The 12,358-nt window shown below is 65.4% G+C and carries 15 protein-coding genes and 2 tRNA genes; 7 read left to right on the plus strand and 10 right to left on the minus strand.

Going from position 1 to position 12,358, the window contains the following annotated elements:
- Positions 1-340: 340 nt before the first annotated feature.
- Positions 341-502, plus strand: coding sequence for a hypothetical protein (locus WH85_RS50700; protein WP_157411216.1), 162 nt, complete (start codon positions 341-343; stop codon positions 500-502).
- Here the strand turns inward: WH85_RS50700 and WH85_RS25955 are convergent.
- The 5 genes from WH85_RS25955 to WH85_RS25975 form a co-directional block, all read right to left on the minus strand.
- Positions 499-1,665, minus strand: coding sequence for a calcium-binding protein (locus tag WH85_RS25955; RefSeq protein WP_052720794.1), 1,167 nt, complete (start codon positions 1,663-1,665; stop codon positions 499-501). The genes WH85_RS50700 and WH85_RS25955 overlap by 4 nt on opposite strands.
- A gap of 656 nt (positions 1,666-2,321) precedes the next feature.
- Positions 2,322-2,570: a YrhB domain-containing protein gene (locus WH85_RS50705; RefSeq protein WP_157411217.1), complete on the minus strand. Its 249-nt coding sequence runs from the start codon at positions 2,568-2,570 to the stop codon at positions 2,322-2,324.
- A gap of 363 nt (positions 2,571-2,933) precedes the next feature.
- Complete coding sequence (locus WH85_RS53155) at positions 2,934-3,383, minus strand: helix-turn-helix transcriptional regulator (RefSeq protein WP_245674093.1); 450 nt, start codon at positions 3,381-3,383, stop codon at positions 2,934-2,936.
- Positions 3,384-4,203: 820 nt separating this feature from the next.
- Complete coding sequence (locus WH85_RS25970; protein WP_045744626.1) at positions 4,204-4,395, minus strand: DUF397 domain-containing protein; 192 nt, start codon at positions 4,393-4,395, stop codon at positions 4,204-4,206.
- Between the two features lie 14 nt (positions 4,396-4,409).
- A complete protein-coding gene (locus WH85_RS25975; RefSeq protein ID WP_245674101.1) occupies positions 4,410-5,384 on the minus strand; it encodes a helix-turn-helix domain-containing protein in 975 nt (324 codons plus the stop codon).
- A 154-nt stretch (positions 5,385-5,538) separates the two neighbouring features.
- Between WH85_RS25975 and WH85_RS53810 the strand changes: the two genes are divergently transcribed.
- Together WH85_RS53810 and WH85_RS52375 are read left to right on the plus strand one after the other, a co-directional pair.
- Positions 5,539-5,709, plus strand: a complete 171-nt coding sequence (locus WH85_RS53810; protein WP_342669804.1) for a DUF6879 family protein — start codon at positions 5,539-5,541, stop codon at positions 5,707-5,709.
- Entirely contained in the window at positions 5,703-6,059 is a 357-nt protein-coding gene (locus WH85_RS52375; protein WP_063775541.1) for a DUF6879 family protein, read from the plus strand. Before WH85_RS53810 ends, WH85_RS52375 begins: the two co-directional genes overlap by 7 nt.
- Before the next feature lie 101 nt (positions 6,060-6,160).
- On the opposite strand, the gene WH85_RS25985 is transcribed toward WH85_RS52375, so the two are convergent.
- Positions 6,161-6,673: a hypothetical protein gene (locus WH85_RS25985; protein WP_045744628.1), complete on the minus strand. Its 513-nt coding sequence runs from the start codon at positions 6,671-6,673 to the stop codon at positions 6,161-6,163.
- A 12-nt stretch (positions 6,674-6,685) separates the two neighbouring features.
- On the opposite strand from WH85_RS25985, the gene WH85_RS25990 reads away from it, so the two are divergent.
- The 3 genes from WH85_RS25990 (at position 6,686) to WH85_RS25995 (ending at position 9,427) form a co-directional block, all read left to right on the plus strand.
- A complete protein-coding gene (locus WH85_RS25990; protein ID WP_045744629.1) occupies positions 6,686-7,006 on the plus strand; it encodes a hypothetical protein in 321 nt (106 codons plus the stop codon).
- 779 nt (positions 7,007-7,785) lie between these two features.
- Entirely contained in the window at positions 7,786-8,421 is a 636-nt protein-coding gene (locus WH85_RS50710; protein ID WP_157411218.1) for a hypothetical protein, read from the plus strand.
- 370 nt (positions 8,422-8,791) lie between these two features.
- Entirely contained in the window at positions 8,792-9,427 is a 636-nt protein-coding gene (locus tag WH85_RS25995) for a tetratricopeptide repeat protein (RefSeq protein WP_281179086.1), read from the plus strand.
- A 74-nt stretch (positions 9,428-9,501) separates the two neighbouring features.
- Here WH85_RS25995 and WH85_RS26000 read toward each other — a convergent pair whose 3' ends face one another.
- The 3 genes from WH85_RS26000 to WH85_RS26010 form a co-directional block, all read right to left on the minus strand.
- Complete coding sequence (locus tag WH85_RS26000) at positions 9,502-10,053, minus strand: Uma2 family endonuclease (protein WP_045744695.1); 552 nt, start codon at positions 10,051-10,053, stop codon at positions 9,502-9,504.
- 186 nt (positions 10,054-10,239) lie between these two features.
- A tRNA-Arg gene (locus WH85_RS26005) sits at positions 10,240-10,312 on the minus strand.
- A gap of 41 nt (positions 10,313-10,353) precedes the next feature.
- Positions 10,354-10,444, minus strand: a tRNA-Ser gene (locus WH85_RS26010).
- A gap of 427 nt (positions 10,445-10,871) precedes the next feature.
- On the opposite strand from WH85_RS26010, the gene WH85_RS50715 reads away from it, so the two are divergent.
- Positions 10,872-11,534, plus strand: coding sequence for a hypothetical protein (locus WH85_RS50715; RefSeq protein ID WP_052720796.1), 663 nt, complete (start codon positions 10,872-10,874; stop codon positions 11,532-11,534).
- A 13-nt stretch (positions 11,535-11,547) separates the two neighbouring features.
- Here WH85_RS50715 and WH85_RS26020 read toward each other — a convergent pair whose 3' ends face one another.
- On the minus strand, positions 11,548-12,333 hold the full coding sequence (locus WH85_RS26020) for a CPBP family intramembrane glutamic endopeptidase (RefSeq protein ID WP_045744630.1): 786 nt from the start codon (positions 12,331-12,333) through the stop codon (positions 11,548-11,550).
- Positions 12,334-12,358 lie beyond the last annotated feature (25 nt).

Raw genomic sequence — 12,358 nt, forward strand, 5'->3', positions numbered from 1 at the left:
GGCGCGCTGGACGCCCCAAATCACCACGCTGTTGTGGGTGTGGTGAATTCGGGCGTGCTGAGCGCCCGAAATCACCACAGAGGCAGACCCTGACTGCGATTAGGTGTCTAGCCGCCCGGATGCGCGGCGTCGGGGACCGTTCCGGTGAACGGGGCCGGGACGGTGCGGTGCGGTGCACGAACGTGTCCGCGGCGTGGTCGAGTTTCTGGGCTCGGGCGAGTCCGGTCCGCACTCGAGAGCGGCGCTGCCAAAGTCGGCACGTTACGTTCGAACATCCGCCATGCCCGCGCCATGCTCGTCGCCATGCTCGACGACGATCCGACCGTGCGGGGAGGCAACGATGGATCGTGCCAAGGAGACCGAACTCGATCAGCTCACGAAACGTGCATCCGAGGCCGCGGTACGAGCCCTGGACGCCCGGGTGGACGTCCAGGGCCGGTTACACGACCTGCTGCGTTCAGTGGGTATCGACCCCGATGACGCTCGTGCCGGTGGCCGCTAGCCGGCGAAGGTTTCGCAGGAGACCAGGGTGACGGCGTCCCAGCGGCCGTGGCACTCGTCGGTGTTCGGGCCGCCGTCGAGGAGGTTGACGCCGTAGTAGGTGAGGAGGGTGTCGTCGCCCGCCTCGCCGTACAGCTTGTTGTCGCCCTCGCCGCCCCACAGGGTGTCGTTGCCGCCGCCGCCGCGGATGACGTCGTTGCCCGCCTCGCCGGAGATGGTGTTGGCCGCGGCGTTGCCGGTGAGGGTGTCGTTGCCGGCGCCGCCGTTGAGGCGTTCGACGTCGGCACCGACGGTGTCGTGTTCGCCGGCGATGCCGTCGTCGCGGGACGCGCCGTTCAGGGAAATCGTGAGGGGCTTCTTGTATCCCTGGTAGTCGACCAGGTCGTTGCCGGTGCCGCCGAGCAGGACGTCGGCGGAGACCCTGCGGTCGTCGGGGTCGCCGTACAGCTGGTCGTCGCCGGCGCCGCCCTCGATCCGGTCTGCGCCGTACCAGCCGTTGAGGAAGTCGTTGCCGTTTCCGCCGTACAGCTTGTCGTTGCCGCTGTCGCCGAACAGGTCGTCGTTGCCGTTTCCGCCGTGGATGACGTCGTTGCCGGCGTGGTCGGGCGCGGTGGTGCAGTCGCTGTCGCCGAGGACCCGGTCGTTGCCGTCGCCCGCGGAGACGTAGTCGGCACCGTCGCCGGCGTAGATCAGGTCGTTGCCGGCCTTGCCGTAGATCTTGTCGTTGCCGGATTTCCGCGCGCACATGTCGTCGCCGTACAGGACGTCCGCCTTCGGGCCTCCGACGATCTTGTCGTTGCCGGGGCCGCCGTACGCCTCCATCTTCAGATCGCTCTTGTTGACGATCGAGTCGTTGTGGTCCCAGGTGTTGACGAGGGCCTTGACGGGCGCCTTCTTCGTCGTACAGCGGACCCGGGTCTTGTCGCCTTTGACCTGCTTGCAGCCCTTGCCAGGCTCGATCGCCACCCGGTCGTCGACGGTGACGGTCCGCCCGGAGCGGGTGATCACGACCTTGTTGGTGACGCCGGTGGCGGCGGCGAAGAGAACCGTCGTACCGCTCACTCGGGCGGAGCCGTAGCTCGATGCCTGGGCCGGGCCGCCGAGGCCGGCGGCGATGACGGCGGCAGCCGTGATCACGACCGCCGACCGGAATGTGTGGATCAACAAACCATCTCCCGATGTAGATGTCGCGAGCATCATAGGAGCAGAGAAGGCCACCGGCAGGTCGGCCCAGCGATGGGAAGACCGGGTTGAGACCCTCACCGACGGCGGACCCACAGCGGTGATGTCGAGGGGGTCGAGCAGGGCGGCGATCTGGGTGACCTCGGTGGTGTCGGCCGGAGACTCGGACCCATGCGACAACCACGGCGGCGTCGTGGTTGTCGCATGGCGACGAACAGTTGCACGTCCAGGCCGGTACTGGCGTGGGTGTTACGGACGGTCTTGTTGTCTGGGGCGAGCCCGGTTCCGGCGGTGGTCGTCGGGTGGTGAACCAGGTGCACATCAGCCGGTCCATGACCGCGGCGTCGACTCTCGGCCAGCCAGCGCAGGGTGTCACGACCTGATGGGATTCGGATACCCGGGACGGGATGCCGGCGGGCGCCCGTGGCGTCGACCAGGGGTTACGGGAGTTCCGCAACCCGGTCGGCGGCCTACCGGAACTACCGGACACAACGAAGATCAACGAAATTTGCTTTGGCTCTACCCCGAGGCCGAAGCCTCGGGGCAGCACATCTTCATTAACTCGGCGACTGGGCCGCCGTTCGACACCCTACTCGGAGGCTACATCCAGCGGGGTGCTCTCGAACCACGAAATAAGATCAGCCTCTTCGATCGAATCCAGTCTCACCGTTGGCCTTGAAGACTCTGATTGGAATATTTCCGGCCATTATCTCCGATAGCCTATCCTCTTCTATGTAGCCTTTTCCGTTATACGGGAAAAGCCACGAGTCTCCTTCATACTTGATGTAATCATCCAGGATGACAACCTCGAACGACATTTGAGGACGCACGTTCAGATCGAGAAAATTCTCAGCTTTCTGGCGAGCTTCTTCTGCGCTCAGAACCATTACTTTACCCCTTTCTTGTAAATACGACGATGAACCTCTTGAATCCGTCTCCCAGGCTCGCAGCCCGCCGGACTGGCCATCAAGGAATCTAATGACTCCCATCGCCGGGCTCACCGCCTACCTCGACGTGCGCCACCGCCGGCAACAGGTCAACGGCAACACCTGGCCGAACACCGGACTGTTCTTCGTCCGCCCCGACGGACAGCCCTGACACCCCCAGACCATCAGCGCCCGCTTCGACCACCTCGTCAAAACCAGCGGCCAACCACCGGTACGCCTCGACCTCCGCCGCCCCAACGCCGACGACGCCGCCAACCTCATCCCCCGCAAAGCCGCATAGCCCAGCCCCACACGAAGCAGAGGTCAGCGCACACCGGAATCGCGCTGACCCTGCTCCGTTCGCCGCGCCCCGGCATTCTCGGATGACGCCTCGTCGGCAAACCCGCTGTTGTCGAGGAACAGCTGCAAGAGGTCCGCGAGCACGTCGATGCGGTCCTGCCCGAGGAAGGCATGACTCCGCTCGGCAAGGTGGTCGGCGACCCGCTCGGCCAACTGCTGGGCAGCGTCCTCGTCGCTGTGCTCGACGGCTGCGCCCGACGGCTCTCCCGGCCGCCGGTCACGGATCCAGGCCTCCACCTCGTGCGCCCACCAGACCCGGCCCATCGTCAACTCATGAAACGGCGCCGGGAAGTCCGCACGATCGGCCAACCGCTGAACCCACTGCCGCGACACCCCGAGCCGAACCCCGATCTCTCGCACGCCCACCAACCGCAGAACTCCGCCCAGTCGATCGGGCACACGCGTGCGCTTCACCGAACACCTACCGCTCGTCGTGGCCGCGAGCCGTCGCACCGACCCGGTTGTTCCACGCGACCGCGGCCGGTCACCTCCGCAACGAACCGGCGTAACGCCGCCGGCACGTGTTCCGGATGCGGCCGCAGAAAGATCACGCCACGCCGTTCATCGAGGCCCAGCCCGTCGATGTCCAACGGAATGCCGTCCAAGCTGATCTGCACCTCAGCCTCGACCCCGATAGCGGTCAGTGCCGCGAACAACTCACCTCGCGAGATCACACCCCACCCCACTTCGCTCTTGTACGAACTCAGGCGTTACGCATCCGTTCGACCACCTCAGGCAGCGCCTACAAGGTTCAGCGGTGCTCCGCATTCGGTCCTCGCCGGCCTCTCGGAAGGCATCCCGGGCCGACGCGGACGGCGCTGACCAGTTCCGGGCGCGTGGCGCCGGGCTGACGGGTCGGCAGCCGCAGCGTGCGGGAGAAGATCACCGCCGCGTTCTCTCTGCGCCAACAGGGGCCCAGGGAGTCACAGGCCAGACATCGTCCGGTCGCACTCGACGTCACGTGCTGATCGAGGATCTCCTGAGCACACCTGAGCTACTCTTCTGCCGAATCTGCGTAGTACGTGGTCCCGGTCATCACACCTCCCGATCGGATGGGCGCGCGGCGACTCGCATGCCGTCAGCGACTGAATCTCGTCGATCTGTGCACATGTGCACGCTTGCACATTCTCAGCACCGAGTACAGGGCCGCGACGGCGATTGGGCGATATGTCCGCTATGACAAGCCGAAAGAGGGCCGACCCGATGGGCCGGCCCTCTTTCGGAAGCGTCGCGATTAAGCCAGGTCGAACTCCCCGTCATGGGCTCCGCCGATGAAGGCGGACCATTCCGCTCGCGTGAAGGTCAGCACCGGGCCTTCCGGGTTCTTCGAGTCCTTCACCTGCACGTGGGTCGAATTGTGACGAACCATCACGCAGTTGGCCTGGTTGCCGCTGCGCGTGCTCTTACGCCAGTCTGTGAACTGCATGGCCCGTTCCTCTTTCACGCTTCGTCCACAAGCGAACGAAGGAAGGCAAGTGTCGCGTCAGGAGTCTCGGCCGCCGCTCGGAGCCGGTCGAAGACCACGACGTAACGAGCGAGATCCTCAAGATCTCCCAGCCAGAGATCACTCGTCTCGGACTCGACGCTCACCATATCGTCCTGCTCAGGGTCATCGAAGCGGTAGAGGGCGAAGCTGTTCAACGCCGCGGACAGGTACTCGACCTCGGCATCGAAACGCAGCACGCGCAAGGTGACGTTCTCCAGCGAGGCCACGTCGATCAAGTGACGGATCTGCTTCGTCATCACCGCCGGCGGCGCGGTACGTCGGCGAAGCACCGCCTCGTCGAGGACGGCCTCGTACTCGACACCACGGTCAAGGATCTTCTGTCGCTCCGCCCGGCCCTCCACCGCCGCCGTCAGGTCGAAGTCCTTGACCGCGTCCCGGTCTCTGAACCGCTGGCGAATATAGTCCGGGTGCTGCAGAAGACCCGGCACGTACACCAACGCATGCTCACGGATCCCGAGAACGCTGGACTCCATCTCCGCGAAGCCCATCTGACGAGCCGGCATCCCCGCGAACGCCCTCCACCAGCCTCGCGCGTTCGCCTCACGAGTCAGCGACACCAACCGGTCATGCTCCTCGCCGCCCACCCCATAGGCGTCGAGAAGATCCATGACCTCGCCGACATCGGGCCGCACCTTCGCGGTCTCCAGACGCGACACCTTCGAGTGGCTCCAGCCCATGAGGCCGGCGACATGCGTCACCGACCAGTCCTTGGACTCCCGAAGTTTGCGCAGCTCGTTACCCAGACGGAGACGCTTGCCGATAGGACCTTGACCAGCGGGCATGCAGGCAGCGTACCGACCCTGCCGATAGAGGCCGACTTCAATTCGACTGCCGACCTCACCCGTCGATCCGGGCGAGCGGCTCGTCATCGTCCCCCGGTCGACGATGATCGCAGCGAGGGCGGACATCACCGATGCATGATCTCTTCGATGGCCGAGTCGGCGAGCGGCTCGGCCTCGATGAATACTGGGCCGACTTCGAGCAGCGGTTCTGGAAGACCGGTTCACCGGGCTTCTGGAAGCTGGAACGTCAGCAGCACTTCCAGGAACCGGGTGACGAAGGCTGGAAAGCCTTCGCGCAGGCCGGTGGGACGAGGCGATGCGGATCCTCCAGGAGCGTCGCGACGAGTTCCACGATTACTACCGGAAGGTGGCGAAAGCCGGCTTCGCCACACGCCGGGTTCGGGTCGTCGAGGAGCCGTTGACCCCGTACCTGCAATGGGAAACGTGTTGAACCTGCGGCACGAATACGGCGGTCTCACCCGCGTGATCGGCCCCAAGGCGATCCAGGCGGCAGAGGCCCGCGGCCTGCTGCCCGAGCTTTACACCCTCGGCGCGCAGACCATGTACGAGGCGATCTATGACGCTGACGGCGTGCTGGAGGCGGCACGTCGCTGGCACGATCCGGCCCTGATCAACCGGTGTCAGGCGTTCATCGCCGCGCTGTACGACAACGGTGAGCCGCTCGACGAGTACTTCGCTCGCGCGGTCGCGCCCTTGGAGCCTCCAGCGGAAGTGTCGCGCATGGCAGGAACCATAACGCCCCTCGACCAACAACACGGTAGCGCGTATTCACGAGCGTAACTAGAATGGTCCGTTTGGGGTTTTCGTGTCCCGGCATGGGCGATTCGGAATCTAAAGTTAACCCGCCGCGAGCCCCGGTGAATGCGCGGCCGTCCCGGCGGTCAGCCCGGCGCGCCGATCGCCGGCGGCACAGCGCCCTGCCCACGCACCTGCACCGGCTGGTCGTAGCGGTCGTTCATCTTCTCCTGCACAGCGTCGACCTTCTCGCCGTCCACCCCGACCTTGATCGTCCCGTCGACGTCCACACTGACCGTGTTCAGCACGACGCCCTGGCTCTCCCAGTAGCCACGATCGGCTTCGACACGGTCGAGGATCGCCTGGATCTGCTTACCCGAGTACGGCACGTCGAGGATCTCGACGCACGCGTCGGTGAACTCGCCGGTCACCCACCTGTCGAAGGCGTCGTTGGCCTTGCGGAACACCCGCACCCGGTCGGTGATCTCCACCGCCGAGAACGAATCCGCGTAGTCGGCCTCCCCGGTGACCCGCAGCCGGTGCGCCACCTCGTCGAGCGCCGCCGGATCCGTCGACGCCTTGCCGGTGTCGCAGCCCGCGGTACTCGCCGTCACCGTCAGCGCCGCCGCGACGTCGCGGTGGCCGGCGAGGCCGACCACGGGCGGGGCTCGGTGGACTTCGAGTTCGCCCGGGGCTGGTCGGCGCGGGCGCAGGTGGAGATGAAGCTCGTCGCCAGTTCCAAGTTCTGGGACGGCATCCTCGCCCAGGCCCCGGTGTACGCGATCGCCGGGGACGTCCAGGTGGTGTACTTCGTCGGGATCGCTTACACCGACGCGGAGATGGCCGCCGGCGTGACCGCCAAGGTGAAGCGGGCCGCGCAGATCGCCTCCGAGCGCCACGGCGTGGAGGTGCGGGCGGTCGTCGTCGACGCCCGCCGCGAGGACTCGGCCTCCACCATCAGGCCCCCGCAGCGACGAGGCAGGCGTCCCTGAAGTCGATCGAGGATGAGAAGTGGAGTTCCAGGCCGTGGTCGTGGTCCGGGCCAAGACGCTGGGCTCGGACCACGAGGACACCTTCAAGGCACGCGATCACCGCTTTCGCGTGGTAGCGCTTCGGGTGACAGCCTGGACTTTCCACCGGAAGCGCACCACTCCCGGTCTCAGTCGCCTTGCGGGCGCCAGGGCTGCGGCGGCACTGTTGTGCGTCACCCCCGCTAGCCTGCGCTTTCGTGAGGCGGGCCGCCCATGTAGCAGATCAGTGGCGGCACCGGTGGCCTCCCTGTTCAGTGCACCAGTGGGTCATCTGCCAAGATCAACTAGGCGTCGTCCGTCAAGGCCCGGGTTGCTGCCGCCTGTTGGCGTTCCCGCCGGACAGGGTGACCGCCGCAGCGGAAGCGACCCCAGAAAACCCCAAATAGCGCCGTGGCTGGCCTGACCATCGGCCGCCAGCTCCATGCCGACTTCGGGACCTCCGACAAGATCATCATTGATGCACGTGCCACGCCATTCGAGATGAACACCTTCGTCCTATGCCGAAGTAAGGTGCGGCCGGACAGGCGGACTCTAAGGCGATGGCATGCCTAGCTGACCCGCCGTGATAGCGCAGAACTGGTTTTGAGCGCGATTTTCCGGATTCTGTCCCGCAAAACCCCGGGTAGCATCCGTTCCCTCCGAGCCCGTTCACCCTAGAGCTCTGTAGCCCCGATTCGGAGGCTGCTAGGTCGTATCACCACGGCAGCGACGATACCGCAGGCATGTGAGACAATTGATATATGCTAGATCCGGAACTCATCGACCTGCCGAGCTTCCTGACAAACTGGTACGGCCCGCCAACAAAAACTCCTAAAAACCCTTCGAGCACTCATTCTTGGCTGCCCGAACCACTGAAGAGATGGCATTACCTGGCCTCGCTCTGGGATGCCCGACTGACATATACGACGGTAATGATCTCGCTAGATGAGATCGAGTCCGACGAAGACGGAACGGCAACATTCATGCTTGACTCAACAGGTGATTGGAAATGGTGTTTCGACGTCGCCAACCCTGATACCGTTTTTGACGCAGAAGAGTACGAAACCTGGGAAAAGAACTCAGAGAACCTTTCGCAGTTACTCGTTCACAACACGGTCAGAGAGACCGTCTTCGGCGCAAGCTGCAGAATTAGATGCACTGGCGCTTCCGACCAGACGCTAAGTGAAATTCTGGACGGACTCGACGAGATCGGCTTCCCAAAATGGAGATGGCCTGCATCCGGCTTTCGACTTTTCATTGGACCGGAAACGCTCGTAGAGGTAGGCGAATCGGGTAGCGGCTCCGGCTGGGATGTCGGCGCAGCCGCAACCGATCGCGCAAACCTCTCAAAATTTAGAGGCATTGCTGACGCAGACTGGCGCGAACCAGGGAGGTAACGCGAAGGCGAAAGAGGCGCGGCAGATTTACATTACCTATTTGGCATTTCCAACATATTCTTTAGATTCAAAGATCGAGCCGTCTTTTATTCTAAAATAGATCCTCAGCGTTGCATCCTTCGGCAGCATGTCATTCAGAAGTTCATGGCACACGTCACAGGTCAGGCCCGCAGGCGGCTTGGTGGAGAAGCTCAATGAATGCTGCGCCGTCACCGGCTCGTTCGAGATCAGCAAGACAGTTGCAGAGATCCCGCGCCCGTTGACCTGGAGGCGACACCCCGGGCCGTGGCGCGCTGGACTGTGAGCTCAAGCGCAACGAGTCCACCCGGCCATCTTCGAACGCCTCGGTAACCGGCGCTGGCAGGCACTGCTGCTCAGCAACATCGCCGAAGCCGCCTACGAGACCGGCGACCTCACCGGGGTCGTCACCCTTCTGGAGAACGCGGTCGCCGTCCAACGCGAGATCGGCGACGAGGGCCAGGAGGGCAACTCACTGTTCTTCCTCAGCATGAGCCTGCGGGAACTCGGCCACCTCGACGACGCCCGGCAGGCCATCACCCGAGCCCTCGACATCGCCGACAAACACACCAACCGACTCTGGACGGCACACTGGCTCGTCGAGTACGCCCGGCTCGAACGCGCGTCCGGCCGGCCGGCCATCGCCCTCGAAGCAGCCCACCGAGCCGCCACCATCCAGCGCACCATCGGCGATCAGAGCCGTGAGGCACTGGCACTCGACGAGGCCGGCGAGGCATACCGAGCACTCGGCCAGCCGGAGGAAGCCGTCGCCTTCCACCGGCGTGCAGTCGCCGTCCACCGGCAACTCCACGACACCTGGCAACTCGCACTCGCACTCAGCCACCTCGCCCTCGACCTGGCCGAGGACAGCCGCCCCGAGGAGGCCCGGCAACACTGGCGAGAAGCCGATTCCCTACTGGCCGGCTTTCCCGACTTCCGAGCCGCCAACGCCCGCGAGCACATCCACGGGCTCCTGCCGGATCAGTGACGGCGACCCCGGCACCGAGCCGATCGATCGCCATGGGATCACCACGTCCCGCATCCTGAGCCGAACACTCCAGCTCAGGAGACCTCAGGAACGGTGGTCAACAGCCATGCGATGGGTTGCGCACCGCTGGGGTCCGGCTCGTACTCACCGGTCTCGACGTTGAGACTGTGCCGGTGCACGGCAGTGACGCTGTCGCGCTCGACGATCCAATAGTGCGGAATCCCAGCCTTCGCATACTCCGCCTTCTTGATCACCCGGTCGATCACCTCGGAACCCCGGGACACGACCTCGATCGCGAGCAGCAGCCCCGCCGTACCGGCATAACTCGACCGGGCGCGACGCGGGGGCATCCCCTCCGCCCACACCGTGAGGTCAGGCACCCGTCCACCACCAACGTCGATGCCACAGTCCGTAACGACCTGTTCCGGACCATAGCCGTTGGTCAGAAACCAGGCGAACATCCTGGAGACGAGCAACGCATGGTCGGGATCCGCAGGCGGCACGACTGACAGCACTCCCTCAGGGCTCAGTTCGTAACGATGGTTCTCGTCAGCGGCAGCCATCTGGGCAAGGTCGTCCAGCGTCACCTGGGTCGGCATTCCCGCGCCTACGGCTTCGGCGCTCATCATGCCTCCACGCGATTGACGGGTTCAAAGCCCGATCGGGCGAATTCCCAAAGGGATCGACACGCCTGCGACACGCGATCACCATCCGATCACCACGGCCCCATCGTGTGGGACAACCAGAGCCGAACCCGGGAAAGCAACAAGGCCGTGACCGCATTTCTGCAGTTCACGGCCTTGATTACCTTGTGCGCCCGAAGGGACTCGAACCCCTAACCTTCTGATCCGTAGTCAGATGCTCTATCCATTGAGCTACGGGCGCTCCCTGTGTTGCTCAGTCAGCCTACAACACCGACTTTCGCGCGGAGACTCCGGGATTCGAACCCGGGAGGGGCTTTAAAACCCCAACCGCATTAGCAGTGCGGCGCCATAGACCAGACTAGGCGAAGTCTCCCCGGCAGCCCTGAAGCTACCGAGGCTTGAGAATACCGGACCCCATGAGCGTCGCACAAAGAGGATGCCCCACAACCCGCGAAAGATCTTCCCAAGGGGTCACGAACAGGCGAAACGTCGCGGGAGGGACTAGGCTGCGTGCGATGGAGGAAGACTCTGGTCCCCAAGCTCCGCGGGCTCGGGATCCGCGGGCCTCGTTCAGCGCGCCCGAGCCTGAGGGCTCCGAGGGGCGTCCGGCGCGTGGCCGGGCGCGTCGCGGTGTGCCTCCGGCGGTGACTTTCCAACCCCCGCAACCTGGCCAGGGTGCCGAAGGTCACTCTTCAGAACCTTCAGGGGGTACGCGCCACACCTCCCCACCCGCAGAGGTCCCCTCCCCGAAGAGCGGAGGTGTTCCGCGAACCCCGCGTAAGGCGGCTTCCCGCCCGCCCGTGGTCCCGCCCCAGCCGTCGCCGGCGCCGGGGGCAGCGGTCCCGCCCGTCAAGAGGGCCGCCCCCGCGAAACGCGCGGCACCCCGGAAAGCGGCCAAGAAGGCTGTCCCCGAAGCGGCCCCTGCGCCGCCGTTCCTGGACACCCTGGCCCGTGACCTTCGGAACTCACCCGATCGGGCCCCGGAGACCCTGGCCAGCGCCGCCGTCCAACAGCTCGGGCCGCGAGCCGCCGCCTGGGCCGCCCGCACCCGAGCCTCCTACCCGCGGGCCACCCCGGACGCTCTGGCCCGCCTCGCCGTGCAGCGGTTCGCCCGGGCTGCCGCCGTCCGCGGCGCTCTCGGCTCGTTCGCCGGCGCGTACACCCCGGCCGCCCTCTTCGCCTCCGGCGTGGTCACCCACGCCGGGCTGGTCCTGCATCTCGCCGCCGTCTACGGGCTGGACGCCACGGATCCGCGCCGCGCCGAGGACCTGCTGGCCTGCCTGCACCTGGATCGGCGGAACCTGGCCGGATCGGCCGGCGCGTGGGCCGCCCTGCGACTGACCGGGCGCGCTTTCCCCGGGCTGACGCTGCTCGCCACCGCCGTCACCGCGCACTCGACGGCGGAGGCGGTCGCGGTCCGGGCTCAGCGTCGATTCAGAGCAGTTCGGGCGTACCCGAAATAAGAGATTGAAGGGTCTAGGACGGGTCAGACTTGAGCCAGGTCAGCCACTCGTCGGGCATCGAGGCGTACCCGACGAACGCCACGATGTCGAGCAGGCTGTGCGCGACGATCAGCGGCATCACCCGCTTGGTCCGCAGGTAGAACAGGGCGAACACCACGCCCATCACCACGTTGCCGATGAAGCCGCCGAAGCCTTGGTACAGGTGGTAGGAGCCGCGCAGTACCGACGAGCACACGATGATCCAGGCCGGGGACACGTTCATCGCCTTCAGCCTGGTGATCAGGTATCCGACCACCAGCACCTCTTCGAGCACCGCGTTCTGCACGGCGGCGAGTGTCAGCACCGGCACCGCCCACCAGTACGGCTCCAGGGCGGCGGGCACGATCTGCGCGCTGATGCCGAGCTGTAGCGCGGCGTACACGAGAAGGAGGCCGGGAAGCCCGATGCCGGCGGCGAGGCCCGCGCCCCAGCCCGCGTCGAAGCCGGGTCTGCGGAAGTCGATGCCCATCTCACGGGTGGGGGAGATCCGGTCGCGCCACAGCAGGAAGAGGGCGAGTACGACCGGGATCAACGCGAAGAAGATCTTCAACAGTTGGTACGTGAGGTCGAAGTACGGCCGGGGCGACTGGCTGGCGTTGAGGGTGGCGGTCTGCTGGGCGAGCGGGGTGGCTGCGGTGAGGCTGGCGGTCAGCGAGACCACGGAGTAGATCGCGGACTTGCCGAGGGACAGCAGCAGGACGATGCCGATCTCGACGATGTACACCGTGCGGGTGGACTGCTGCCGCTCTTCCAGGGTCACCCGGCAACTTTACGGCAGGCACAAA

The sequence above is a fragment of the Actinoplanes rectilineatus genome, assembly GCF_000962825.1.
Lineage (GTDB): Bacteria > Actinomycetota > Actinomycetes > Mycobacteriales > Micromonosporaceae > Actinoplanes > Actinoplanes rectilineatus.